A 26,343-nucleotide genomic window follows, 5' to 3' on the forward strand; every position below is an offset into this window, starting at 1 on the left:
TCAAGAGAAGCAGGGGGATCAGTTGCGGCGTTTGCTCTCGATGCCCACCAGGCGCCCGCCTTCGAAGCGCAGGTACTGATACATGCCGTTATCAGGACCGTAGATCCATTCCTCGATCCTTACGGCTTCGGACCTTCGATAATTGCTATTGAAGGTTTCCTGAGTGCCGAGCACTTCCTGGCTGACCGGTTCGCCGCACTTCTGCTGGACTTCGAATGCCCGGTCGCCGGTGCTGACCACTTGGCTACCGCAGCGCAGGGTTGAGCTGGCGTGTGCTGAGCCTACAACTGACCCGGCCATGGCGGCGAGGGTCAGGTTGATCAGCCGTTTGATTCGGGTGTGTGCCAAAGGCTTCATTCGCTGTCGAGGTGGAGGGGGCTGATGACTTTACCATCCGGTTGGGCCTGACCCAGTTGCGCGTCGACGAAGTACACGCGAGCGTCTTCGAGCTTGCCCTTGTCCACCAGGTAATCCTTGATGCTGCTGGCTCTGCTCTGGCCCAGTTCGCGCAGCAGCACCTCATTGCTGCTCCAGAACTTGAGCACAGCGGCACGCATCTGGGCGGCACGTTGCTCCTTGCCCAGACTGGCCCATTCAGCGGGCGGTTGCTGTTTCAGGCGTGTCCTGTAGATACCTTCGAGCATAGGCGCCTTTTCCTCTTCCGGGACCTCTATCAAGCCGGCCCTGGCTGGAACCTTGTCGCCGCGTCGCTGGAGGATCTTGTAATACGTGTACTGGTATTCGCGTTCCAGCCTTTGCTGGGCGATCAATGGACCGTCACTGCTGGCGGCGCTGGTGCCTTCGATCTCCAGTTTCAGGTCCGGACGCTCCTTGAGCGCTACCGAGAGCTTGTCCAGGGCCTTTTGCGCCTCTGCCGACAAGTCACTGGCGCCTGGCGCGAAACTTACGCTGCCGAGGTCCTCGGAGCTTCCACCGGCAACCAGCCCGCCGAGCATCTTGAACGGGGCCTGCGCGGCACGCAGTACCAGGTTGCGCAGGGTCTGCCAGACGATCGGCATGACGCTGAACTGCGGGTTGTTCAGGTCGCCTTCGATGGGCAGCTCAAGGGAAATACGGCCCTTGGTATCCTTGAGCAGCGCGACCGCCAGACGAATAGGCAGGTCCAGCGCATCCGGGCTGTCGACCCGCTCACCCAGTTGCAACTGCTCCACCAGCACCTTGTTCTGGGCCTTGAGCTGGCCCTTGGTGATCAGGTAGTGCAGGTCGAGATTGAGCCGGCCCTTACGGATCCGGAAACCTGCGAACTTGCCGGAGTAAGGGGTCAGGTTGGTCAGCTCGACACGCTTGAAGCTGGTGGTGATATCCAGGCTGGCCATCGGGTCGAACGGGTTGAGGCTGCCCTTGATGGTCACCGGTGCATAGCGGTCGACCTTGCCCTCGATATTCACGGGCGCCGGTGTAGGCTTGCGATTGTCGATGGTGCCGATACGCCCATTGAGTTGCTGCACGGCGGTGGCGAAGTTGGGGGTCAGGGTCATGTCGGCAAAGTTTGCCGAGCCATTGTTGATATTCACTTCACCCACGTAGATCGCCAGCGGGTTTTCCTTCTTGCCTGCGGCTTGGGTTTTGACTGCCTTTGGCTGGGCGGCGGTCTTGCCAGTAGCTGCGTCGGCTGGCTGCGGGATCAACAGATCGTCGATGTTAGTGGTCCGGTCCTCATTGATCATGAAGCGCGCGTAAGGCTGATCCATGTTCACTTTGGCAATCGACAGGCCCTTGCCGTGCTGGTAGTCCAGCCCCTCCAGCGCCAATTGCTGCCACTTCAGGAAGTCGCGCTGTTTGAGCGTATCCAGCGTGTGCAGCTGATTGACCTGTGCTTTACCGGTGACGCTGAACGCCAGTGGCTCGGTGCTTTTCAGGTCGACCGCCAGATCGCTGCCGAGCATGCCGCTGCGCAGCTCCAGACGAATGAACGGGCTGATGTAGGCCTGGGCGAGGCGCAGGTCGATGTCGCGGGTGGTTACGTTGAGTCGTGCGCTGACCGGGTTGAGGTTCACGTCACCGGCGGCAGTGAGATTGCCCTGTTTGCCCAGCCCGGTATCCAGCTTGAGCGTGAAGGGCGCCTTGTTCAGGCTGTCGAAATTCTGGATGTCCAGATTCAGCGGACCAACGTCCAGCGCGACCGGCTCTTGAGGCACGCGATCGGCCAGGTGGACCATGTAGTTGCGTAACTGCACATCCCGCAACAGGACCTGCCAGGGTTTGCTCTGCGCCACGGGTTGAGCGCTGGCCTTGGCTGCGGCCTCGGTGGCGGGGGCCGGCTCGGCGGCTTTTTCGTCCACGGCTGGGGTGTGCGCTGCTGCGGGCTTGCCAGGTTGGCTGGCAAACAGTTTTTGCCAGTCCAGTTGCCCGTCGGCTTCACGCGCGGCCCAGGTTTCCAGCTTCTGGCTGCGCACCTTGCCTACGGTAATCAGCTGCTTTGCCAGGTCGACCGATGTTTCGCTGACGTCCAGGCGTTGCAGACGTACCAGCGGGCGACCGTCGGGAGCGTTGAGCGCGAATGGCGCGACACTGGCCGACACGTTGGTCAGCTTCAGCTCGGTTTCCCTGGACAGATTCAGTGTGTAGGCCGTGCTGAAATTCAGCACGCCGTCCTCGAGCGCCAGCGGCAAGGCATCACGCACATAAGGCCACCACAGCTTCATCTTGCTGTCAGTGACTTTCAACGTGCCTTCGGAGGCGATCGGGATCAGGCTGATACGGCCGACCCAGTCGATCTGCCCACCGTCCGGCCCCGCCGCGACCAGGGTCATGTCGGCATTGTCTTCAGGCAGTGTGCTGAGGTTCTTGAGCTCGAAATCCAGCGCGTCGTAGAGAAACTCGATGGGCTGGCTGGGGCGCAGGTCCTGGAAGTGAACGTAGCCTCCCGCCAGTTTGATTTCGGCGATACGCAGCGGGAATGGCTTGCTGGCGGGTTCGTCCTGTGTCGGCTCGCTGGCGGGCAGCTTGAACAGCTGTGCCAGATTGAGCTTGCCCTGTTTGTCGAACAGCAGCTCGGTGCGCGGTTTGATCAGCTCGACGCGTTGCAGATGCAGGGCCCGCGTCCACAGGCTGTTGATTTGCAGATTGGCATAAAGCTTTTCAAACGCCACCTGCTCCTTCCCCGGCGTGCCGATGTTCAGGCCCCAGAGCGTCAGCTCCAGCGTGAAGGGGTTGAATTCCAGGCGTTCGAGCTTTGCCGGCACTGTGGCGTAATTGGCCAGTTGCTGGTTCGCGATCCGCAGAGCGACGCCGGGAAGAATGAAAAATCCCAATAAACTGTAGAGCGCGATCACAGCCAGCAGGGAGCCAAGTGTGCGTTTCAATCCTCTGGACATGGGCAGCGGCGTCTCTCTCTTTTGGAAGCCCTTGGAGTATGGCATGCCTGTTCGGTTCCGAAGGCACTGCCATCGCGGCTTGTAGGAACTTTCCGGTTGTACTTTACGATATCAAGCGCCGGATCAGAGTTGCAGGATCAGCGTTTTCAGCGGCGGTTGATTATCCTGAGACGGGAAGTCTGCGGCGGGGCGCATCTCCTGGCAGTCGCGCACCGGACGCCCGGCCTTGGTGGCACAGCGCAGTACCTGCTCACGCCAGTCTTGCATGCTGACTTTCGCCAGATTGTTGCAGCAGATCAGCACACCATCGTCCGCCGTGGTCAACAGCGCAGGTTTGAGCAGGCTTTGATAGTCGCGCAGCAAATCAACGGTGCCGAACGCGCTCTTGGCCCAGGCTGGTGGGTCGAGCAGGACCAGATCATATTGGCGCTGTTGCAGTTTCACGTAGCTGGGCAATTGCTGGCTGCGGCGCGCGGCAATGGGCAGCCCGGCCAACTGGCGGATCGCCGGAAAATAATCCGACTGAATGAATTGCATGGGCGGCAGTTGCGGATTGAGCGCACCATTCTCGCGACCCACCGCCAGATTGCCCTCGGCGAAGTCCAGGTTGCACACTTCACTCGCGCCACCGGCCGCAGCACTCAGACCGACGCCGCAGGTGTAGGCGAACAGGTTCAGCACGCTTTTGCCGGCGCTGTGCTGCTTGACCCAGCCGCGGGTGTTGCGCAGGTCGAGAAACAACAGCGGGTCCTGGCCTGCATGCCGGCCGCGGACCCGGTAATTGAGCCCCCATTCGTGGCCGACATGATCGGCCAGCGCTGCTTCTTCAGCCTTGTACACGGTGTCATGGCGATCCACGCGCGAGTTGCCTTGCGAGCGATCGTTATAGACCAGCAGGGTGTCCAGGCCCAGGCGCGTGTTGACCTGTTCATGCAATGCCAGCAGGACGTCGCGATCCAGGCGAGAGTGAAAGCTTTGCACCAGCAATTGCGGGCCGTAGCGGTCGATGGTCAGCCCGCTGGCACCTTCCTGGCTGCCGTGAAACAGTCGATAGCAGTCCGTGCCCTGTCCATGCAGTTCGTCAAGCAACGCCTGGCGATTGTCGAGGGCGACGCTGAGCGCCTGATTCAAGGAAGACATGCTGAGCGCCTCGGGCTGGAATAAGGCGCGGGAGTTTACCAGTTACCGGGCGCCGGAGGTTTTTGGCGTCTGTCATGCGCTTGATCTCCTGCGTTGTCATACAGCGCCAATATTCCCCTGCTACGGTGCTTTTTTGCCTGTCAGCGAGGGGATAACCGTGAGCCAGTTCGATCTCAAGCGTCGCCGTGTCATCCAGGCCGTCGGAACGGTAGGTGCCGGTCTGCTGTTACCGGGTGTTGCGCCGGCGGTTATCGCCTCGGTGCAGGATCGTCCGAAGATGATGGATGGCGTGCAGTCCGGCGATGTGTTCGGCGACAAGGCGATCGTCTGGAGCCGTAGCGACCGGCCCTCGCGCATGGTCGTCGAGTGGGACACACGCAGCATGTTCACCCAGCCGCGCCGCGTGGTGTCGGCGCTGGCCGATCAGCGTACCGACTTTACCGCGCGGGTCGAGTTGAGCGGGCTGCCGGTCGATCAGGCGATTTTTTACCGGGTGTCTTTCGAGGATGCGCAGAGCGGTGTCGCCGGTGAGCCGTGGTTCGGTCATTTGCGCAGCACACCGCAGCAGCGCCGCGACATCCGCTTCGTCTGGAGCGGCGACACGGTAGGGCAGGGCTTTGGCATCAACCCCGATATTGGCGGCATGCGTATCTACGAAGCCATGCGTTTGCGCTTGCCGGACTTTTTTATCCACAGCGGTGACACCATCTACGCCGACAGCCCGGTGCCGGAGCAGCTCACCACGGAGGGCGGGCGCGTCTGGCGCAATATCACCACCGAGGCGAAAAGCAAGGTGGCGGAGACCCTCGACGAATACCGGGGCAATTACCGCTACAACCTGATGGATGAAAACCTGCGCCGCTTCAACGCCGAAGTGCCGCAGATCTGGCAGTGGGACGATCACGAAGTGACCAACAACTGGTCGCCCAGCAAACAGCTCGATGATCGCTACAAGGTCAAGGACATCGGCCTGCTGTCCTCGCGTGCCCGCCAGGCTTATCTGGAATACGCGCCGCTGCGCTTGCAGGAAGCCGACAACGGCGGACGCATTTATCGCAAGATCCCCTACGGTCCGATGCTCGACGTGTTCGTCCTCGATATGCGCAGTTACCGCGCCGGCAACGATGCCAACCTGGCCGACAAACCGGGTCCGACCACCGCATTCATGGGCCGTGAGCAACTGGACTGGCTCAAGCGCGAGCTCACTGCATCGCGTGCGCAGTGGAAAGTAATCGCGGCGGACATGCCCATTGGCCTGGGCGTGCCGGATGGCGAGGTCAGCCCCGGCGTACAGCGTTGGGAGGCCATCGCCAACGGCAATGACGGCCCGGCGTTGGGGCGTGAGCTGGAGGTCGCCGAATTGCTGGCGTACCTGCGCGCGCAGAAGATTCGCGATTGTGTCTGGCTGACGGCCGACGTGCATTACTGCGCTGCGCATCATTACCAGCCGGATCTGGCTGTGTTTCAGGACTTCGACCCGTTCTGGGAGTTCGTCGCCGGGCCATTGAATGCCGGTAGCTATGGTCCCAATGTGCTGGACAAGACCTTTGGCCCCGAGCTGGTGTTCCAGAAGGCGCCCCCTGCGCAGAACACCTCGCCATTTGCGGGTTTTCAGTTCTTTGGCGAAGTGAATATCGACGGGCAGACCGGTGAGATGACCGTGGCGCTGCGCGATCTGGACGGCGTCTCGGTCTTCGAGCGCAAGCTCCAGCCTGTGAAGGAAGTCAGCCGCATCGTCTGATGAGCAACAGGCGCTGCGGGGTGATCAGGGTTTCGGAAATTCCGTGCAACATGCTTGTCCTCGGTGGCCTATCATGAGCGACCTAACGACGGGACCGGACGCGTTGCATGCTGGCTATTTTTCTCGAAACCCTGAACATCACCGCCCCGGTTTTTGCCATGCTGTTTCTGGGCGTGTTCCTCAGGCGAATCGGCGCGATCAATGATGGTTTCATCGTTGCGGCTTCCGGTCTGGTGTTCAACGTCACCATGCCTGCGCTGCTGTTTCTGGGCATTATTCACGCCGACCTGCGCACCGCCCTGCAGCCCAAGCTGCTGATTTTTTTCAGCATCGCCACGCTTCTGAGTTTTGCATTCGCCTGGTGCTGGGCGATCTGGCGCTGCCCGCACGAAGAGCGAGGGATCTACGTTCAGGGCGCGTTTCGTGGCAATAACGGGGTCATCGGTCTCGCCCTGGCGGCCAGCATGTACGGGCCTGATGGCATTTCACTGGGCGCCATTCTCGCCGCGCTGGTCATCGTCTTCTACAACACGTTATCGACGGTGGTATTGGCGGTTTACAGCCCGGTGATCAAGTCCGACCCGTGGAGCATCTTCAAAAGCGTGCTGGCCAATCCACTGATCATCAGCGTGATCATCGCCTCACCCTTTGCTTACTTCGCCATCGGCCTGCCCAAATGGCTGGAAACCTCTGGCAGCTACCTGGCCCAGATGACCCTGCCGCTGGCACTGATCTGCATCGGCGGCACGTTGTCGCTGGCTTCGTTGCGCAAGAGTGGGAAGCTGGCTATCAGTGCCAGCGTCATGAAGATGATCACGCTGCCAGTGCTGTGCACGCTGGCCGCCTGGCTGGCGGGTTTTCGCGGCGCTGAACTGGGGATTCTGTTCCTGTATTTCGGCAGCCCGACAGCGGCAGCCAGCTACATCATGGCGCGCACGGCCAACGGCAATTACGAACTGGCCGCTGCGATCATCGTCATCACCACGCTGGCGGCAGCAGTCACGACCAACGTGGGGATTTTCATCCTGCAATGGGGCGGCTGGATCTAATCCGCTTTGACGTAGCTGTCGATCACTTCCTGCGCCGCACGAAACGCGTCGATGGCTGCTGGCACGCCGGCGTACACCGCGCAGTGCAGCAGGGCTTCGCGAATCTCCTCGACCGTGCAGCCATTGTTCAGTGCGCCACGAACGTGGCCCTTCAGTTCTTGCGGGCATTTCAGGGCGGTGAGGGTGGCCAGGGTGATCAGGCTGCGGGTTTTCAATGGCAGGCCCTCGCGACTCCAGACGCTGCCCCAGGCGTGCTCGTTGACGAAATCCTGCAGCGGCTGGCTGAACTCGGTGGCATTGCCCAGCGCGCGGTCGACGTAGACATCGCCCATCACCTGGCGACGGATCTGTTCGCCATCGCTGATCGTCTTGTCTGTCATGGCCTTGCTCCTTGTATCGATGCGGGTTGGAGGTCAGTGCTGGCGTCGCCAGGCGCGAATCGTGCCCCAGACAACCACAGCGCCCAGCACAGGTAACACCAGCGTGAGCATTTTGCTTTCAAGCCGTTCGGCCAGCGCCATACCGGTGCTGATCGACAGGATATGCAGCCCGTAGGTCAGGTACAACGACAGCAGAAACAGGCCTTCGAGACGGTCTATGCGGTATCCGGAATAAAACAGCGGCACACACAGCAGCGACACGCCGAGCATGATCGGCAGGTCGAACACCAGTGCATTTGGCGAGATCGTCAGCGGCACCGGGGCGACCAGTGCGGTCAGCCCCAGCACGCCCAGCAGATTGAACAGGTTGCTGCCGATCACGTTGCCCACGGCAATATCGCGTTCGCCGCGAAACGCTGCGATCAGCGAGGTCATCAGTGCCGGCAATGAGGTGCCAATGGCAATGATGGTCAGACCGACGATGCGTTCGGAAAGCCCCAGGTGGATGGCAATCACCACTGAGGCGTCGACCAGCAGGTGTCCGCCAGCGGTCAACAGCAGCAAGCCCGTGGCAAGCATGAGGAGGCGCGTGAAGGTACGAGGTTTTTCGGTTGTCTCGGCCTGTCCGTGACGCGGCGCATGGCCGCCCTGGCGGATGATGACGATCAGGCAGAACAGCAACCCGGCGAGCAGCAGTGCGCCGTCAAGCTTGCTGAATTCGCCGCTCCACGACAGGCCGATAGCCAGCAGGCAGGCACCGATCATCAGCGGAATGTCGACGTGCAACACCTGACGGGCAACGCGTAACGGAATGATCAGCGCACACAGGCCAAGGATCACCAACACATTGAAAATGTTACCGCCGATGACACTGCCCACCGCGATGTCGGTGTTATCGGCAAACGCGGCTTGCAGGCTTACTGCCATCTGCGGCGCGCTAGTGCCCATCGCCACGACGGTCAGGCCGACGATCAGTGGCCGGACCTTGAAAATAGCCGCCAGATGCACCGCTGCGCGCACTGACAGTTCTGCCCCGATCAGCAGCAATAACAAGCCACTGAGCATCTGGATGAGCGCGGGGGCGGGCAGGGCCGATAGCTGGAGAATACGAGTGTCCTTATCGGAGGTAATCGAGAGTCGGGGTTAATCCAGGGCCTGTACGCGGACTGGCGCTGTCCCGCTGCGCAGCATACCCAGTTGTTCGGCCGCTTCGCGAGAGACATCGATCAGACGGCCACGCGTGTGAGGGCCGCGATCATTGACGCGTACGACGACCGACCTGTCGTTGTCGAGGTTGGTCACTTTGACGCGCGTGCCGAAAGGCAGCTGTCGATGTGCAGCGGTCAGCGCATTCTGATTGAACGGTTCGCCGCTGGCAGTGCGGTTGCCATGATGGCGGGCGCCGTAATAGGCGGCGGTGCCGGTCTCGTCGTAACCATGGGGGTCGATGATGTGATTGGCGCATCCTGCCAGTAAGGTCAGCAGGCTGCAGGTAAAAATAAGGCGGCGCATGGGGTGGGTTCCTGAGTGCCGGAGTAGTTGTGGTTGACGCTCGTGCCAAGGCTCCATGTTGGCATGCGTTTTGTGACGTTCCGCGTACTCAACAGCGGACGCAGAGCGTCCGGAACTGCATTCCCACGCGGAGCGCTCAGCGTTATACATAAGTCATGAAGAGCCCCGAAGGCGGGGTCTTTGACCGCAATCGCGATGTGAATAAAGATCTCCGTGGGAGTGAGCTTGCTCACGAAGACCTTGGTCCAAACGCCCTGGCTCTAGAGGCTGTACCGGCCTATTCGCGAGCAAGCTCGCTCCCACAAGACTCGTGTATAACGCTGATCGCATAGCGTGGGAACGAGAGTGACGAGGATCAGCCCTCCAGCTTGGCCTTCAGCAGTTCGTTGACCTGCTGCGGGTTGGCTTTGCCTTTGGAAGCTTTCATCGCCTGACCGACGAAGAAGCCGAACATCTTGCCGCGCTTGGCTTCGTCCGCGGCACGATACTGTTCGACCTGTTCCGCGTTGGCTGCCAGCACTTCGTCGAGCATCGATTCGATGGCGCCGCTGTCGGTGACCTGCTTCAGGCCGCGCTTTTCTATGACTTCATCGGCGCTGCCTTCACCATTGGCCATCGCCTCGAAGACCATTTTCGCGATCTTGCCGGAAATGGTGTTGTCGGTGATGCGCTTGAGCATGCCGCCCAACTGCTCGGCACTCACCGGCGACTGGTCGATCTCCAGGCCCTGCTTGTTCAGCAGGCTGCCCAGCTCGACCATGACCCAGTTGGCTGCCAGTTTGGCGTCACCGCTGATGCTCACCACCTGTTCGAAGTAGTCAGCCTGCTCGCGGCTCGAAGCCAATACGCTGGCGTCGTAGGTCGACAGACCGAACTGGCTCTGGAAGCGTTCGCGTTTCTGCGGTGGCAGCTCCGGCAAGGTGGCGCGGGTTTCTTCGAGGAACGAGTCCTCGATGATCACCGGCAACAGATCCGGGTCGGGGAAGTAACGGTAGTCGTTGGCTTCCTCTTTGCTGCGCATGGCGCGGGTTTCGTTGGTGTTCGGGTCATACAGGCGCGTCTGCTGGATAACCTTGCCACCGTCTTCGATCAGGTCGATCTGGCGCTGAATCTCGCTGTTGATCGCCTTTTCGATGAAGCGGAACGAGTTGACGTTCTTGATTTCGCAACGCGTGCCGAACTCGACCTGGCCCTTGGGACGAATCGATACGTTGCAGTCGCAGCGCAGCGAACCTTCGGCCATGTTGCCGTCACAGATGCCCAGGTAGCGGACAATTGCGTGGATCGCCTTGACGTAAGCCACGGCTTCCTTGGCGTTGCGCATGTCCGGCTCGGAAACGATCTCCAGCAGCGGGGTGCCGGCACGGTTCAGGTCGATACCGGTCATGCCCTGGAAGTCTTCATGCAGGCTCTTGCCCGCGTCCTCTTCCAGGTGCGCACGGGTGATGCCGATGCGCTTGACGGTGCCGTCTTCAAGGGGGATGTCCAGGTGGCCTTTGCCGACAATCGGCAGCTCCATCTGGCTGATCTGATAGCCCTTGGGCAGGTCCGGGTAGAAGTAGTTCTTGCGGGCAAACACGTTGTGCTGGCCGATTTCGGCGTTGACTGCCAGGCCGAACTTGACGGCCATGCGCACGGCTTCCTTGTTCAGCACCGGCAATACGCCGGGCATGCCCAGGTCGACGAGGCTGGCCTGCGTGTTGGGCTCGGAGCCGAACGTGGTCGCGCTACCGGAAAAAATCTTTGATTGGGTCGAAAGCTGGGTATGAATCTCCAGCCCGATGACGACTTCCCATTGCATGTGTTTCTCCTCAGAAGCCTTCAGGTGCGCGAGTGTGCCAGTCGGTGACTTGCTGATACTGATGCGCCACATTCAAGAGACGGCCTTCCTGGAAATACGGAGCGAGCAGCTGCACGCCGACCGGCAGACCGTCGACGAAGCCAGCTGGCATGGACAAGCCGGGCAGGCCCGCCAGGTTGGCGGTGATGGTGTAGAAGTCTTCCAGGTATTCGGCAATCGGATCGTTGGTCTTGGCGCCGATTTTCCAGGCCGGGTTGGGCGTGGTCGGGCCGAGAATCACGTCGACATCGGCGAACGCGCTCATGAAATCGTTCTTGATCAGGCGACGGATTTTCTGCGCCTGCAGGTAATAGGCGTCGTAGTAACCCGCCGACAGCGCGTAGGCGCCGACCATGATGCGTCGCTGGACTTCCGGGCCGAAGCCTTCGGCGCGCGAGCGCTTGTACAGGTCGGTCAGGTCCTTCGGGTCTTCGCAGCGGTAGCCGAAACGCACACCGTCGAAGCGCGACAGGTTGGACGAGGCTTCAGCCGGGGCGATGACGTAGTAGGCCGGGATCGCGTGCTGCAGGTTAGGCAGGCTGACTTCCTTGACGATCACGCCGAGCTTTTCCAGCTCCTTGACGCTTTCATGCACCAACTGCGCGATGCGCGGGTCGAGGCCTGCGCTGAAATATTCTTTCGGCACACCGATACGCAGGCCCTTGAGCGAGGTATTGAGGCTGGCGGAGTAGTCCGGAACCGGCTCGTCGATGCTGGTCGAGTCCTGCGGGTCGAAACCGGCCATGCCTTGCAGCAGCAGTGCGCAATCTTCGGCCGTGCGTGCCATCGGGCCCGCCTGATCAAGGCTTGATGCGTAGGCAATCATGCCCCAGCGCGATACGCGGCCGTAGGTCGGCTTGAGGCCGGTGAGGTTGGTCAATGCCGCAGGCTGGCGAATCGAGCCTCCGGTGTCGGTGCCGGTCGCAGCGGGCAACAGGCGCGCAGCAACAGCGGCGGCCGAACCACCGGAAGAACCGCCAGGCACGCATTCCAGGTTCCACGGGTTTTTCACCGCGCCGTAATGGCTGGATTCGTTCGCCGAACCCATGGCGAATTCGTCCATGTTGGTCTTGCCCAGGGTCACTGTGCCGGCCGATGCCAGACGCGAAACGACCGTGGCATCGTAGGGTGCCTTGAAATTGTCGAGCATCAGCGAGCCGCAGCTGGTGCGGATGCCCTGGGTGCAGAACAGGTCCTTGTGGGCCAGCGGCGCACCGAGCAGCGGGCCGTTTTCACCGGCTGCACGGCGCGCGTCTGCCGCCTGCGCCTGGGTGATGGCCAGGTCTTCGGTGAGGCTGATGAAGCTGTTGAGCTGCGGGTCGAGCGTCGCGATGCGCGACAGCAGAACGCGAGTCAGCTCTTCGGAAGAAAACTTTTTATCGGCGAGTCCGCGAGCGATCTCGGCCAGAGTCATTTGATGCATGCAGGCGCTTTCCCTTACTCGATGACTTTCGGAACCAGATAGAGGCCGTCTTGGACCGCTGGTGCGATGGCTTGGTAAGTGTCACGACGATTTCGCTCGGTGACGGCGTCTTCGCGCAGGCGCTGGGTGGCTTCCAGCGGGTGAGCCAGCGGCTCGATGCCAGTGGTGTCGACCGCTTGCATCTGATCGACCAGCCCAAGAATACTGTTAAGTGCTTCGGTGGTACGCGGGATATCGGCGTCATTGAGGCCCAGTCGGGCCAGATGAGCGATCTTTTCCACGTCGGAGCGTTCAAGCGCCATGGGGTATCTCCAGTGGAATGCTTATGGATTTGCTTTGTTGCCAATTGCGGAACACTATCGCGTTATTACTGTCTCAAGCCGCTAACGTCGAGGGTGGTGTTCGGAAAACCGCCAATTTAGCATATTGGCTCCTTGCCCAAAATCCCTGTCGTTGTTAGAGTTTGCCGCACTTTTTTTACCACGCGTTCCCTAGGGTCCCTTTCCCATGTTCAAGAAACTGCGTGGCATGTTTTCCAGTGATCTATCCATCGACCTGGGCACTGCCAACACCCTTATTTACGTGCGTGAGCGCGGTATCGTTCTGAATGAACCCTCTGTCGTTGCCATTCGTACTCACGGCAACCAGAAGAGTGTCGTGGCCGTCGGTACCGAAGCCAAGCGCATGCTGGGCCGTACTCCAGGCAACATCGCAGCCATTCGTCCAATGAAAGACGGCGTTATCGCCGACTTCAGCGTCTGCGAAAAAATGTTGCAGTACTTCATCAACAAGGTTCATGAAAACAGCTTTCTGCAGCCCAGCCCTCGTGTGCTGATCTGCGTTCCGTGCAAATCCACTCAGGTTGAGCGTCGCGCCATTCGCGAGTCGGCCCTGGGTGCAGGCGCACGCGAAGTATTCCTGATCGAAGAGCCAATGGCCGCTGCAATCGGTGCCGGCCTGCCGGTGGAAGAAGCTCGCGGTTCGATGGTTGTCGACATCGGCGGCGGTACCACCGAAATCGCCCTGATCTCCCTGAACGGTGTGGTGTATGCCGAATCCGTACGGGTCGGCGGTGACCGTTTCGACGAAGCGATCATCACCTACGTGCGCCGCAATTACGGCAGCCTGATCGGCGAATCGACTGCCGAGCGCATCAAGCAGGAAATCGGTACTGCCTATCCGGGCGGTGAAGTGCGTGAAGTCGACGTCCGTGGCCGCAACCTGGCTGAAGGCGTTCCACGTGCGTTCACCCTGAACTCCAATGAAGTGCTCGAGGCACTGCAGGAGTCGCTGGCGACCATCGTTCAGGCGGTCAAGAGCGCTCTGGAGCAATCGCCTCCGGAACTGGCCTCGGACATCGCCGAGCGTGGTCTGGTCCTGACCGGTGGCGGTGCGCTGCTGCGTGATCTGGACAAGTTGCTGGCTCAGGAAACCGGTCTGCCGGTGATCGTCGCCGAAGACCCGCTGACCTGTGTAGCGCGTGGCGGTGGCCGTGCGCTGGAAATGATGGATAAGCACACCATGGATCTGCTCTCCAGCGAATAATTCGCCGGGGTGCCTTTCACGGAGTCTTTTGTATGCAGGTGGCGTATATGCTACCTGTATGCTTCGGGCTGACGCCGAAACAGGGTGCCTATCTCTCTCATTTGTCCGGGCCGGTTACATACCGCATGAATAATTGCCAATCGAAGTTCGATCCAACGATCGCATGCCCCGGAGGAGCGGCCTATTAAACCGCTTTTCTCAAAAGGCCCGTCGCTGGGTGTACGTCTGCTGGTGCTGGCCGTTCTGTCGGTTGCGTTGATGGTTGTCGACGCCCGCTTTACGATCCTCAAGCCCGTGCGCAGCCAGATGTCGATGGTGCTCATGCAGTCCTACTGGATCGTCGACCTGCCACAGCGTCTGTATCAAGGCGTCGCCAGTCAGTTCGGCAGCCGCACAGAGCTGATCGCCGAAAACGAAAAACTCAAGACCGAAGCCCTGCTCCTGCAAGGTCGCCTGCAAAAGCTGGCGGCACTGACCGAGCAGAACGTTCGGCTGCGTGAGTTGCTGAACTCCTCGGCGCTGGTCAACGAAAAGGTCGAGGTCGCCGAGCTGATCGGTATGGACCCGAACCCCTTCACCCATCGCATCATCATCAACAAAGGCGAACGCGACGGCGTCGTGCTCGGCCAGCCTGTGCTCGATGCACGCGGTCTGATGGGGCAGGTGGTCGAGTTGATGCCCTATACCTCACGCGTTTTGTTGCTGACTGACACGACCCACAGCATCCCGGTGCAGGTCAACCGCAACGGCCTACGGGCCATCGCCAGCGGCACCGGTAACCCGGAACGTCTGGAGCTTCGGCATGTGGCGGACACCGCAGACATCAAGGAAGGCGACCTGCTGGTCAGTTCGGGCCTTGGTCAGCGTTTCCCGGCCGGTTACCCGGTGGCGACGGTCAAGGAGGTGATTCACGACTCCGGCCAGCCGTTCGCGATCGTTCGTGCGGTGCCAACCGCCGCGTTGAATCGCAGTCGCTATTTGTTGCTGGTGTTCTCTGACGGCCGCTCGCCGGAAGAGCGCGCTGCCGATGCGGCGCAAGCACAGGAATCCCTCGACAAGGGCGTCGAGCCTTCCGTGATGGCAACACTGCCGCCGCCGACACCGGCTTTCCCGATGTGGCCGCAGGCATTCGTTCCGGTCTTTCCGGGCAGCACGCTGACGCACAAGCCGGCGGCGCAGTCGGCAACACCTGCACCGGCGGCAACGCCCGCGACACCTGCAAGGCCTGCCGCCCGGCCTGCGGCGTCACAGCCGCCTGCCTCCAGACCTTCCACTGCCCGGGAGCCTATCGATGGTTAGTCATGTTTCCGGGCGCAACGGCTGGGTGGTCTGGCTGACGTTTGCGATCGGTCTGCTGCTGAGCGTTTCGCCGCTGCCGCAATTCATGGAAATCTTCCGGCCGCTGTGGCTGGCCCTGCTGCTGACCTTCTGGGTTCTGGCGCTGCCGCACAAATACGGTATGACCACCGCGTGGATACTGGGCCTGATGGAGGATGTGCTGTACGGCACATTGCTTGGCCAGAATGCCCTGATCCTCAGTCTGATTACCTTTCTGGTGATGTCCTTGCAGCAGCGCCTGCGCATGTTTCCGATGTGGCAACAGTGCCTGGTGCTATTGGTGGTATTCGGTCTGGCGCAGCTTGCGCAGCTCTGGCTGAGTGCGCTGACCGGCAACCGTCAGCCTACGCTGGCGCTGGTGCTGCCCGCGTTGGTCAGCGCTCTGTTGTGGCCCTGGATCAGTTATGGCCTGCGTGGATTGCGCAAACGTTTGAAAATCAATTAAGCGCAAGGTGAGCGCGACGCCCCGCTGCGTTGTTCGCGCTCACCCGCACAGACACGGAGATGTCCTTATGCCCTCGCTTTATCTGGCTTCTGGCTCGCCGCGCCGCCGCGAACTTCTGACTCAGATCGGTGTGCCCTTTACCGTACTGAGCGCTCAGATCGACGAAACCCCCTTCGACCATGAAACCCCCGATGCCTATGTCGAGCGTCTTGCGCTGGGCAAGGCTCAGGCCGGGCTGTCCGTGTTGCCAGCCGAACAACAGGCCTGCGTGATGGGCGCTGACACGGCGGTGGTGCTCGATGGACGCATTCTCGGCAAGCCGGTCGATGAAGCGGATGCTCTTGCCATGCTGATGGCCCTGTCCGGGCGCGAGCATCAAGTGCTGACGGCTGTCGCGCTCTGTGATCGGCAACGCAGCGATACCCGTATTGTTACCAGTCGTGTGCGCTTTCGCCCGATTCAAACCCATGAAGCCCAAGCCTACTGGACCAGTGGCGAGCCCGCCGACAAGGCTGGCGGCTATGCCATCCAGGGGTTGGCAGCGATTTTCGTCGAGGGTCTGCAAGGCAGCTATTCTGGGGTGGTGGGTCTGCCCCTGTGCGAAACCGCAGAACTGCTTGGCCATTTCGGCATACCCTGCTGGCAATGCCTGGAAGGTGACAAGTCATGAGTGAAGAGATTCTGATCAACATCACGCCGATGGAATCGCGCGTGGCAGTGGTGGAAAACGGGGTTCTGCAAGAAGTGCATGTCGAGCGTACCCAGCGTCGCGGCATCGTCGGCAATATCTACAAAGGCAAGGTTGTGCGGGTGCTTCCCGGCATGCAGGCGGCGTTCATCGACATCGGTCTGGATCGCGCGGCGTTCATTCATGCATCGGAAATATCCATGCGTGAAGGGCCCGCGGTCGAGAGCATTGCGTCGCTGGTACATGATGGCCAGAGCCTTGTCGTGCAAGTCACCAAAGACCCTATCGGCAGCAAGGGCGCACGGCTGACCACGCAACTCTCCATTCCGTCGCGTTATCTGGTGTACATGCCGCGCACTGCGCATGTGGGCATTTCGCTGAAAATCGAGGACGAAGCCGAGCGCGAACGACTCAAGAAAGTGGTCAGCGATTGTGTTGCCCGGGAAGGTATCAAGGAAGCTGGAGGTTTCATTCTGCGCACCGCTGCCGAAGGCGCCGGGGCGGATGAAATCCTCATGGACATCCGCTATCTGCGCAGACTCTGGGATCAGATCGGCGAGCAGATCAAGACGGTCAGCCCGCCCACGGTGATTTACGAAGACCTGGGCCTGGCGCTGCGCACCTTGCGCGATCTGGTCAGCCCGCGCATCGAGAAGATCCGTATCGACTCGCGGGAAACCTTTCAGAAAACCACTCAGTTCGTGGCCGAGCTGATGCCGGAGATCGCCGATAGGCTCGAGCACTATCCGGGCGAGCGGCCGATCTTCGACCTCTATGGGGTCGAGGACGAAATCCAGAAGGCCCTTGAGCGCAAGGTGCCGCTCAAGTCGGGCGGCTATCTGGTCATCGATCCAGCCGAAGCGATGAGCACCATCGACGTCAACACCGGCGCGTTCGTAGGGCATCGCAACCTCGAAGAAACCATCTTCAAGACCAACCTGGAAGCTGCCACGGCCATCGCCCGGCAGCTGCGCCTGCGCAATCTGGGCGGCATCATCATCATCGATTTCATCGACATGGAAGACGGTGAACACCAGCGTCAGGTGCTGCGCACGCTGGAGAAACAGCTGGAACGCGATCACGCCAAGACCAACATCATCGGCATCACCGAGCTGGGTCTGGTGCAGATGACCCGCAAGCGCACCCGCGAAAGTCTCGAACAGGTGCTGTGCGAACCGTGTCATTGCTGCGCAGGGCGGGGCAAGCTGAAGACCCCCGAGACCATCTGCTACGAAATCTTCCGGGAAATCCTGCGCGAGGCCAGGGCCTATCAGGCAGTGGGCTATCGCGTTCTGGCCAATCAGCGCGTGGTGGATCGCCTGCTCGACGAGGAGTCCGGCAACGTGGCTGAGCTGGAGAGCTTTATTGGCCGCACTATCCGTTTTCAGGTAGAAACCATGTACTCGCAGGAACAATACGACGTGGTGCTGCTCTGAGGGTGCTGATCGTTTGAAATATATGACAAGTGCCCTAAGGGTTTCTGGCAGGTATGCCGTTTTATCGAGAATGATGCGTGGCGAATGAGCAAAACCTGTACCTGACCGCACCTGCGCATCCGAGCCGGACTCCGTTCGCCGATTCTGCTCCTTGCACCCCGCAGTGGAGGACCTCCTGAGATGGGACGTCTTCCTCGCCTCGTCGCAACCCTGACCCGCTGGGGGCTGAGCCTGTGCGCACTGATTCTGGTGCTTGCGGCGCTGTACGTGAGCCTCGGCCGTCAGTTGACGCCGCTGGTTGCCGAATACCGTGTCGATGTGGAAACCCGTGCCAGCAGCGCGCTGGGCATACCGCTGAGCATCGGCAGCCTGGAAGGCAGTTGGAGCCGCTTTGCCCCGGTATTGCTGGCCCACGACGTGATGGTCGGCGAGGGTGCCAGTGCTCTGCGTCTGGATCGCGTAAGGGTGGTTCCCGACCTTTGGGAAAGCCTGCTGGCGCGTGACGTGCGCATCGCTCATCTTGAAGTGGACGGCCTGCAGTTCAGCCTCAGGCAGGACAAGGACGGCGCGTGGTCGGTTCAGGGCTTGCCGGTGCACAACGACAGCCCGTTCGATCCCGAGCAGGTGCTCAAGCAGATGCAGATGGTCGCGCATGTGTCGTTGCTCGACAGCCAGGTCACGGTGCAACCGTTTGACGCTGCGCCGCTGACCCTCACCTACGTAAACCTCAGCCTGGACACCGGCAGCTATGCCCAGCGACTTGACGCACGCCTGACCCTGCCGGATGGTCAGCCGGTCGCGCTCAACGTGCGCTCGCGTATCCAGGCCAGTCAGTGGAAGGACGGCGAGGCCGATGTCTACGCCAGCCTGCCGCAAAGCGACTGGGCCAAGTGGCTGCCGAAAAGCCTCACGCGCGAATGGACACTGTCGAAGCTGCAGGCCGGCGGCGAGGTCTGGTTGAGTTGGGGCAAGGGCACCGTGCAAAGCGCGACCACGCGCCTCAATGCACCGCAGGTCAAAGGCGTTTATGCCGGTCGCAAACCGTCGACGATCGATAACCTTGCGCTGAACGCATGGTTTGCACGGACTGAAACAGGTTTCGACCTGAACCTCGATTCACTGGCGATGAGCCTTGGCGACACGCGTTGGGAAAGCCGCGTGCAACTGACGCAAACCGCCGCGACGCCTGACAGTGAAGAGCTCTGGCACGTGCAGGCGGATCGTCTGGACCTGACTCCTGTCACGCCGCTGATCGACTCGCTCGCGCCCCTGCCTGACAAGGCCATGGCAGTGGTCGACGGCCTCAAGGTGACAGGCGGGCTGCATAACGTGCTGCTCGACTACCGGCCACAGGCAGTCGGCGACAAGCGCCTGAGCTTTGCGGCTAATCTGGACAAGGTGGGTTTCAACGCGTATCGCGGGGCGCCAGCGGCCGGAAATGTCACCGGTGCCATCAGCGGTGATCTGGGGCAGGGCGAGCTGCGCCTCGACACCGACGACTTCATGCTGCACCTGGACCCGATCTTCGCCAAACCCTGGCGTTACCAGAAGGCCAATGCCCGTCTGACCTGGAAACTGGATGACCAGGCGTTCACGCTGATCGCCCCGTACATCAAGGTGCTTGGCGACGAAGGCAAGATTGCGGCGGACTTTCTGATCAAGATTCATCTGAATCATGATCAGGAAGACTACATGGACCTGCGGGTCGGCATGGTTGACGGCGACGGCCGTTACACCAGCAAGTACCTGCCGACCGCGCTCAGTCCGGAGCTTGATCACTGGTTGCGCACCGCCGTGGTAAGTGGCGCGGTCAAGCAGGGTTTCTTCCAGTATCAAGGGTCGCTGAACAAGAACTCGCCCGATACGGCGCGTGTCATCAGCCTGTTCTTCGACGTCAACAACGCAACGCTGGCGTTCCAGCCGGGCTGGCCGTCGCTGACCGGGGTGGATGGCAAGGTCTACGTCGAAAACAGCGGTGTACGTGTCAAGGCAAGCAAAGGTCAGTTGCTGGATACCAAGGTCAGCAATGTGCTGGTCAATATTCCTCATGTGCCGTCAGGTCAGGACAGTCACCTGCTGGTGGACGGTAATTTCTCTGGAAACCTGATCGACGGCCTGAAGATTCTCCAGCAGGCGCCCATCGGTACGGGCAGCACGTTTGCCGGCTGGCAGGGCGAGGGCCCGCTGGACGGCAAGCTGAAGCTGGATATACCGCTGGCCAAGGGCGTCGAGCCAAAGGTCGTGGTGGACTTCAGCACCGACAATGCACGCTTGAAACTGGCTGACCCGGTGCTGGAGCTGACTCGCCTGAAAGGCGACTTCCGTTTTGACAGCTCCAGCGGGCTGAGCGGCAAGGGCATCAAGGCCCAGGCATTCGATCGCCCTGTCACCGCAGAGATCGCCGCCGAGGGCAAGCCTGGCGACAACGTGACGCGCATTGTGGCGAACGGGCAAATCACCGTGAAGCGGCTCACCGACTGGCTGAACGTGACCCAGCCGCTGCCGGTCTCCGGTGACCTGCCGTATCAGCTGCAGCTCATTCTGGACAGCAAGGACAGCCCGCTGGTAATCAACTCCACGCTCAAGGGCGTGGCGATCGATTTGCCCGCACCGTTTGGCAAGACCGCCGAGCAGGAGCGCCCCAGCGAATTCCGCATGACCCTGCAAGGCGCGGAGCGCAGGCTCGGCGCGGCCTATAACGATCAGGCCAACTTTGCGTTCGCAGCACCGAATGGCAAGTTTGCCGAAGGTCGTGGCGAGCTGTATCTGGGGCGCGGAGGGGCGATCGTACCGGACGCCAAGGGCTTGCGGATCCGTGGAGAGTTGTCCGAACTGGACATCGCGCCCTGGCAGGAACTGGCCGCTCGCTACACCGGGAATGATCCGGGCGGCAACGCAAAACAACTGCTTAACAGCGTTGATCTGCAGATCGGCAAGCTGACCGCGATGGGCACCACACTCAATGACGTGCGTGTCCAGCTGCAGCGCAACGCGGCAGCCTGGGCCCTGTCGCTGGACAGCGCACTGGCCAAAGGCACTGCAACGCTGCCCGACGCCAAGTCTGCACCGATCGGCGTCAACATGCTCTACGTTCGGCTGCCTGCATCCGATCCGACAGCGACCGTGGTGGAGAACGCACCTGATCCTCTGGCGGATATCGACCCGCACAATATCCCTGCGCTGGACGTGAAGATCTCCCAGCTGTTTCAGGGCGATCAGTTGCTCGGGGCCTGGGCATTGAAAACCCGGCCGACACCTGCCGGCATGCGCATGTCGGACATGAGCCTGGGGCTCAAAGGTATTCTGCTGGAGGGTGACGCTACCTGGGAGGGCACGCCCGGGGCCAGCAGCAGTTCGTTCAAAGGCCGTCTGGCGGGCAAGAACCTCGCGGATGTGCTCAAGGCCTGGAACTTCGCACCCACTGTTACCAGTGAACGCTTCGAGATGAACGTGGACGGACGCTGGCCGGGTTCGCCTGCCTGGGTCGGTCTGAAGCGCTATTCCGGCAGTCTGGATGCCACGCTGAACAGAGGCCAGTTTGTCGAAGTCGAGGGCGGTGCTCAGGCGTTGCGGGTGTTCGGGCTATTGAATTTCAACTCCATCGGCCGGCGTCTGCGCCTGGACTTCTCCGACCTGCTGGGCAAAGGCCTGAGCTACGACCGGGTCAAAGGGCTGCTGGTCGCCAGCGACGGTGTCTATGTGACGCGCAACCCGATCACCCTGACCGGGCCGTCGAGCAATCTGGAGCTCAACGGGACGCTGGACATGGTTCGCGATCGTGTCGATGCGAAGCTGCTGGTGACCTTGCCGGTGACCAATAACCTGCCTATCGCTGCACTGATTGTCGGCGCGCCAGCCATTGGCGGGGCACTGTTTCTGGTCGACAAGCTGCTGGGCGACCGGGTTGCGCGTTTCGCCAGCGTGCAATACAAGGTCGAAGGGCCCTGGAAAGAGCCGAAGATCACGTTCGACAAGCCATTTGAAAAGCCCCAATAGCGTCTCATGGAGTACAGTGGTGGCCATGTCATTCAGGAGCGGGTTGCCATGTCCTTCGCGGTGATTCAGATGGTCAGCCAAAGCGACGTCCTGGCCAATCTGGCCAGCGCTCGACGTCTGCTGGAACAGGCTGCCGAAGGTGGCGCGCGACTGGCGGTACTGCCTGAAAACTTCGTCGCAATGGGGCGCCGCGACGTCGCCGATATCGGGCGTGCCGAGGCTCAGGGGCACGGACCGATCCTGCCATGGTTGAAACTGGCCGCTCGCGACCTCAAGTTATGGATCGTTGCCGGAACCTTGCCACTGCCGCCGAATGAGCGGCCGGATGGCAAGGTGACGGCGTGTTCGCTGTTGATCGATGAGCACGGTGAGCAGGTGGCCCGTTATGACAAACTGCATCTGTTCGATGTGGACGTCGCTGACAATCGTGGCCGCTATCGTGAATCGGATGACTATGCTCATGGGAGTAGGGTGGTGGTAGCCGATACGCCTGTGGGGCGTCTGGGGCTGACCGTCTGTTATGACCTGCGCTTTCCCGAGCTGTACACCGCGCTGCGTGAAGCCGGTGCTGAACTGATTACCGCGCCGTCAGCGTTCACTGCGGTAACGGGGGCTGCGCACTGGGACATTCTGATCCGCGCGCGTGCCATCGAAACCCAGTGTTACGTGCTGGCGGCCGCACAGGGCGGGGTCCATCCGGGGCCTCGCGAGACTTACGGACACGCGGCCATCGTTGATCCATGGGGCCGCGTACTGGCCGAGCAGGCGCAGGGTGAAGCGGTGCTGCTGGCCACACGCGACAGTGAAGAACAGGCGTCCATACGGGCGCGGATGCCGGTGTCCAGTCACCGGCGCTTTTTTTCGCAGGACGCCATGCGGCCTGCTTCGGAGTGAATATGAGTGATCTGTCCTCAGTCAGCGAACACCTTCTGGCACCCGGCGGCCTGAGCCTCGACAGCCTGCAGTCCGTGCTGGGCGATCTGGCCGGGCCAGGAATCGACGCGGCCGATCTGTATTTTCAGGGCATGATCTCCGAGTCCTGGTCGCTCGAAGACGGGATCGTCAAGGAAGGCAGTTTCAATCTCGATCAAGGCGTGGGCGTGCGTGCCCAGTCGGGCGAGAAAACCGGCTTTGCGTACAGCAACGCGATCACCCCCGAGGCCTTGCGCACCGCCGCACAGGCCGCGCGCTCTATTTCCCGCGCTGGCCAGAATGGCCGTGTACAAGCCTTCACCTCGCAGGACGTGGCGCAGTTGTATGCCCCGGATAACCCGCTGGAAGTGCTGAGCCGCGCCGAGAAGGTCGAGTTGCTCAAGCGCATCGACGTTGCGACGCGTGCGCTGGACTCGCGTATCCAGCAGGTTTCGGTGAGCATGGCCGGTGTCTGGGAGCGCATCCTGGTGGCCGCCGCGGATGGCAGCCTGGCCGCTGATGTGCGTCCGCTGGTGCGTTTCAACGTCAGTGTCATCGTCGAGCAGAATGGCCGCCGCGAGCGGGGCGGGCACGGCGGCGGCGGGCGTACCGACTACCGTTATTTCCTGACCGACGATCGCGCCATGGGCTACGCCCGTGAGGCCCTGCGTCAGGCACTGGTCAACCTGGAAGCGATTCCTGCACCGGCAGGCACCTTGCCGGTGGTGCTCGGCTCCGGCTGGTCCGGTGTGCTGCTGCACGAAGCGGTCGGCCACGGCCTTGAGGGCGACTTCAACCGCAAGGGCAGTTCGGCCTACAGCGGGCGCATGGGCGAGATGGTTGCGTCGAAACTCTGCACCATCGTCGACGACGGCACCCTGGCGGGGCGTCGTGGCTCGCTGAGCGTCGATGACGAAGGCACACCGACCGAATGCACCACGCTGATCGAAAACGGCGTGCTCAAGGGCTACATGCAGGACAAGCTCAATGCACGCCTGATGGGCGTGGCCCGCACCGGCAACGGCCGTCGCGAGTCCTATGCCCACCTGCCGATGCCGCGCATGACCAACACCTACATGCTGGGCGGGCAGAGCGATCCGCAGGAAATCATCGCCTCAGTGAAGCGCGGCATCTACTGCGCCAACCTGGGCGGTGGCCAGGTGGATATCACCAGCGGCAAGTTCGTGTTTTCGACCAGTGAGGCTTATTTGATCGAAGACGGCAAGATCACTGCGCCGGTCAAAGGCGCGACCTTGATCGGTAACGGGCCGGAAGCCATGAGCAGGGTGTCGATGGTGGGTAACGATCTGTCGCTGGACAGCGGCGTCGGTACGTGCGGGAAAGATGGCCAGTCGCTGCCGGTCGGTGTGGGTCAGCCTACGCTGAAAATCGACGCTATTACCGTGGGTGGCACCGGTAGCTGAATGTGAGTCGGGGCCGGCTGCTTGCTGCTGCCGGCCCCGAGGGCGAAATCAACGCAGACCGCGTTGAAGTTCGTCCAGCTCACGGATGTATTTGAAGATTTTGCGGCTGGTGGCCGGCGGTTTGTTGCGTGCAACTTCGTGTTGCGCCTGACGGATCAGCGAACGCAGCTGCTGACGGTCGGCATCGGGGTATTCGACAACGAATTTCTCGAGGTCGGCGTCATCGCCCGCGATCAGGCGATCACGCCAGCGCTCCAGATTGTGGAAACGTTCATTGTATTGGCGAGTGGAGGCATCGAGTTGGTCCAGCAATACCAGAATGGCTTCCTGGTCCTGATCGCGCATCAGCTTGCCGATGAACAGAATATGCCGCTTTCGCGCGATGTTCGCCGTGTGCTTGGGCGCTTCGGCCAGGGCCTTGCGCAAAGCGTCGGTCAGCGGCAGCTTGGCCAGCACATCGGCTTTGAGTGTTGTCAGTCGCTCGCCGAGGTCGACCAGAGCATGCAGCTCTCGTTTGACCTGGGTTTTGCTTTTCTCCCCGTCGAGGGAGTCGTCGTAAGAATCAACCATGGGGGCAGTCCGCAAAGAAACGCCGCCATGATAACCAGTCGTGGGCCGCTTGTCCGGCCCGGTCGGTATTCGGCCTGTGCTGAAAGAAGAATTTGATGGAGAAAGTCATGAGTGCAACCCAAAGCGTCGGCCCACAAGCCTTGCCCGAGCTGCAGGAACAGGTCGAGCAGATCATCGCCGAAGCCCGGCGTCAGGGCGCCAGCGCCTGCGAAGTCGCGGTGTCGGTGGATCAGGGGCTGTCGACATCGGTCCGTCAGCGTGAAGTCGAAACCGTCGAGTTCAACCGCGATCAGGGCTTTGGTATCACCCTGTATGTCGGACAGCGCAAGGGCTCGGCCAGCACGTCGGCAACCGGCGCCGATGCGATTCGTGAAACGGTCGCCGCTGCCCTGGCGATTGCCGAACACACCTCCGAGGATGAAAGCTCCGGGCTGGCCGACGCTGCGCTGATGGCCAAAGAGGTCATGGATTTTGACCTTTATCACACCTGGGACATCACGCCCGAGCAGGCCATTGAGAAAGCGTTGCTCTGCGAAGCGGCGGCCTTCGATGCCGACAGCCGCATCAAGAACGCCGACGGCACCACGCTCAATACCCATCAGGGCTGCCGTGTATACGGCAACAGCAATGGCTTCATCGGTGGTTATGCGTCAACGCGGCACAGCCTCAGCTGTGTGATGATCGCCGAGGGCGAAGGCCAGATGCAGCGCGATTACTGGTATGACGTCAACCGCAAAGGCGATCTGCTGGCCGATGCGCAGAGTATTGGCCGCAAGGCTGCGTTGCGTGCAGCGAGCCGTCTGGGCGCGCGTCCTGTGCCGACCTGTGAAGTGCCGGTGCTGTTTGCTGCGGAGCTGGCAGGCGGCCTGTTCGGCAGCTTTCTCGGCGCCATTTCCGGCGGCACCCTGTACCGCAAGTCGTCGTTCCTCGAAGGCGCGCTGGGTCAGCGGCTGTTCCCTGAGTGGATGACCATCGATGAGCGCCCGCACCTGAAGCATGCGATGGGCAGTTCGGCGTTCGACAGTGATGGTCTGGCGACCTTCGCCAAACCGTTCGTGGAAGGTGGGGATCTGGTTTCCTACGTGCTGAGCACGTATTCCGGCCGCAAGCTGGGCATGCCGAGCACTGCCAACGCGGGCGGTGTGCACAACCTGTTCGTTACCCACGGTTCGGACGACCAGGCTGCACTGATCCGGCGAATGGGACGTGGCTTGCTGGTGACCGAACTGATGGGCAGTGGCCTGAATATGGTCACCGGCGACTATTCGCGCGGCGCGGCAGGCTTCTGGGTCGAGAATGGCGAGATTCAGTTCCCGGTTCAGGAAGTGACCATTGCCGGCAACATGCGCGACATGTTCAAGCAGATCGTCGCCGTTGGCAGCGATCTTGAGCTGCGCAGCAACATCCGCACCGGCTCGGTACTGATCGAGCGAATGACCGTAGCGGGTAGCTGACAGGCTCCCGGTTCTGGCTATCGTGCCCATGAACGTAGAGCGTGGGCACGATAGTTGCGATCATCGTTCCCTACGCTCCAGCGTGGGAACGCAGTTCACGACGCTTTGCGCC

Annotated in this window: 21 protein-coding genes; 11 read left to right on the forward strand and 10 right to left on the reverse strand. The window is 61.2% G+C overall.

Annotated features, from left to right (window positions below):
* Positions 1 to 18 precede the first annotated feature (18 nt).
* The 3 genes from LIX91_RS12390 to LIX91_RS12400 all read right to left on the reverse strand — a co-directional run bounded on the left by LIX91_RS12390 (position 19) and on the right by LIX91_RS12400 (position 4,478).
* Entirely contained in the window at positions 19 to 357 is a 339-nt protein-coding gene (locus LIX91_RS12390) for a DUF2845 domain-containing protein (RefSeq protein ID WP_032703184.1), read from the reverse strand.
* Entirely contained in the window at positions 354 to 3,338 is a 2,985-nt protein-coding gene (locus tag LIX91_RS12395; RefSeq protein WP_226488544.1) for a DUF748 domain-containing protein, read from the reverse strand. Before LIX91_RS12395 ends, LIX91_RS12390 begins: the two co-directional genes overlap by 4 nt.
* Before the next feature lie 123 nt (positions 3,339 to 3,461).
* Entirely contained in the window at positions 3,462 to 4,478 is a 1,017-nt protein-coding gene (locus LIX91_RS12400; RefSeq protein ID WP_004411696.1) for a class I SAM-dependent rRNA methyltransferase, read from the reverse strand.
* A 157-nt stretch (positions 4,479 to 4,635) separates the two neighbouring features.
* Here LIX91_RS12400 and LIX91_RS12405 point away from each other — a divergent pair, with 157 nt between their 5' ends.
* Together LIX91_RS12405 and LIX91_RS12410 are read left to right on the forward strand one after the other, a co-directional pair.
* On the forward strand, positions 4,636 to 6,219 hold the full coding sequence (locus LIX91_RS12405; protein ID WP_226488545.1) for an alkaline phosphatase D family protein: 1,584 nt from the start codon (positions 4,636 to 4,638) through the stop codon (positions 6,217 to 6,219).
* 107 nt (positions 6,220 to 6,326) lie between these two features.
* Positions 6,327 to 7,268: an AEC family transporter gene (locus tag LIX91_RS12410; protein ID WP_003395218.1), complete on the forward strand. Its 942-nt coding sequence runs from the start codon at positions 6,327 to 6,329 to the stop codon at positions 7,266 to 7,268.
* Here the strand turns inward: LIX91_RS12410 and LIX91_RS12415 are convergent.
* The 6 genes from LIX91_RS12415 to gatC form a co-directional block, all read right to left on the reverse strand.
* Entirely contained in the window at positions 7,265 to 7,648 is a 384-nt protein-coding gene (locus LIX91_RS12415) for a carboxymuconolactone decarboxylase family protein (RefSeq protein ID WP_003400208.1), read from the reverse strand. The genes LIX91_RS12410 and LIX91_RS12415 overlap by 4 nt on opposite strands.
* 33 nt (positions 7,649 to 7,681) lie before the next feature.
* Positions 7,682 to 8,713, reverse strand: coding sequence for a calcium/sodium antiporter (locus LIX91_RS12420; protein ID WP_226488546.1), 1,032 nt, complete (start codon positions 8,711 to 8,713; stop codon positions 7,682 to 7,684).
* Positions 8,714 to 8,791: 78 nt separating this feature from the next.
* A complete protein-coding gene (locus tag LIX91_RS12425) occupies positions 8,792 to 9,160 on the reverse strand; it encodes a septal ring lytic transglycosylase RlpA family protein (protein WP_024641676.1) in 369 nt (122 codons plus the stop codon).
* A 355-nt stretch (positions 9,161 to 9,515) separates the two neighbouring features.
* On the reverse strand, positions 9,516 to 10,961 hold the full coding sequence (gatB, locus tag LIX91_RS12430; protein WP_003313612.1) for an Asp-tRNA(Asn)/Glu-tRNA(Gln) amidotransferase subunit GatB: 1,446 nt from the start codon (positions 10,959 to 10,961) through the stop codon (positions 9,516 to 9,518).
* A gap of 10 nt (positions 10,962 to 10,971) precedes the next feature.
* Positions 10,972 to 12,423, reverse strand: a complete 1,452-nt coding sequence (gatA, locus tag LIX91_RS12435) for an Asp-tRNA(Asn)/Glu-tRNA(Gln) amidotransferase subunit GatA (protein ID WP_046269285.1) — start codon at positions 12,421 to 12,423, stop codon at positions 10,972 to 10,974.
* Positions 12,424 to 12,437: 14 nt separating this feature from the next.
* Positions 12,438 to 12,725, reverse strand: coding sequence for an Asp-tRNA(Asn)/Glu-tRNA(Gln) amidotransferase subunit GatC (gatC, locus tag LIX91_RS12440; RefSeq protein WP_002555109.1), 288 nt, complete (start codon positions 12,723 to 12,725; stop codon positions 12,438 to 12,440).
* 205 nt (positions 12,726 to 12,930) lie between these two features.
* On the opposite strand from gatC, the gene mreB reads away from it, so the two are divergent.
* The 8 genes from mreB to tldD all read left to right on the forward strand — a co-directional run bounded on the left by mreB (position 12,931) and on the right by tldD (position 24,207).
* A complete protein-coding gene (mreB, locus tag LIX91_RS12445) occupies positions 12,931 to 13,968 on the forward strand; it encodes a rod shape-determining protein MreB (protein WP_002555108.1) in 1,038 nt (345 codons plus the stop codon).
* Positions 13,969 to 14,199: 231 nt separating this feature from the next.
* The gene (mreC, locus tag LIX91_RS12450; protein WP_003340611.1) at positions 14,200 to 15,267 is read left to right on the forward strand and encodes a rod shape-determining protein MreC; all 1,068 of its coding nucleotides are present in this window, start codon (positions 14,200 to 14,202) and stop codon (positions 15,265 to 15,267) included.
* Positions 15,260 to 15,751 carry a rod shape-determining protein MreD gene (gene mreD, locus LIX91_RS12455; RefSeq protein ID WP_003364106.1) on the forward strand — a complete coding sequence of 164 codons (492 nt, stop codon included), beginning with the start codon at positions 15,260 to 15,262 and terminating at the stop codon, positions 15,749 to 15,751. Before mreC ends, mreD begins: the two co-directional genes overlap by 8 nt.
* Positions 15,752 to 15,818: 67 nt before the next feature.
* Positions 15,819 to 16,421, forward strand: coding sequence for a Maf family protein (locus LIX91_RS12460; protein WP_103688748.1), 603 nt, complete (start codon positions 15,819 to 15,821; stop codon positions 16,419 to 16,421).
* Complete coding sequence (gene rng / locus LIX91_RS12465; RefSeq protein WP_226488547.1) at positions 16,418 to 17,875, forward strand: ribonuclease G; 1,458 nt, start codon at positions 16,418 to 16,420, stop codon at positions 17,873 to 17,875. The genes LIX91_RS12460 and rng overlap by 4 nt, the downstream gene beginning before the upstream one ends.
* Before the next feature lie 180 nt (positions 17,876 to 18,055).
* Positions 18,056 to 21,871 carry a YhdP family protein gene (locus LIX91_RS12470; RefSeq protein WP_103697172.1) on the forward strand — a complete coding sequence of 1,272 codons (3,816 nt, stop codon included), beginning with the start codon at positions 18,056 to 18,058 and terminating at the stop codon, positions 21,869 to 21,871.
* Between the two features lie 48 nt (positions 21,872 to 21,919).
* On the forward strand, positions 21,920 to 22,765 hold the full coding sequence (locus tag LIX91_RS12475; protein ID WP_003418822.1) for a carbon-nitrogen hydrolase family protein: 846 nt from the start codon (positions 21,920 to 21,922) through the stop codon (positions 22,763 to 22,765).
* 2 nt (positions 22,766 to 22,767) lie between these two features.
* A complete protein-coding gene (gene tldD / locus LIX91_RS12480; RefSeq protein ID WP_003413412.1) occupies positions 22,768 to 24,207 on the forward strand; it encodes a metalloprotease TldD in 1,440 nt (479 codons plus the stop codon).
* Between the two features lie 48 nt (positions 24,208 to 24,255).
* Here the strand turns inward: tldD and yjgA are convergent, their stop codons facing one another.
* Entirely contained in the window at positions 24,256 to 24,777 is a 522-nt protein-coding gene (gene yjgA, locus LIX91_RS12485; RefSeq protein WP_003364101.1) for a ribosome biogenesis factor YjgA, read from the reverse strand.
* Positions 24,778 to 24,884: 107 nt separating this feature from the next.
* Between yjgA and pmbA the strand changes: the two genes are divergently transcribed.
* Entirely contained in the window at positions 24,885 to 26,231 is a 1,347-nt protein-coding gene (pmbA, locus tag LIX91_RS12490; RefSeq protein WP_032703230.1) for a metalloprotease PmbA, read from the forward strand.
* Positions 26,232 to 26,343 lie beyond the last annotated feature (112 nt).

It is taken from the genome of Pseudomonas sp. B20, assembly GCF_020515755.1.
GTDB classification, from domain to species: Bacteria; Pseudomonadota; Gammaproteobacteria; order Pseudomonadales; family Pseudomonadaceae; genus Aquipseudomonas; species Aquipseudomonas syringae.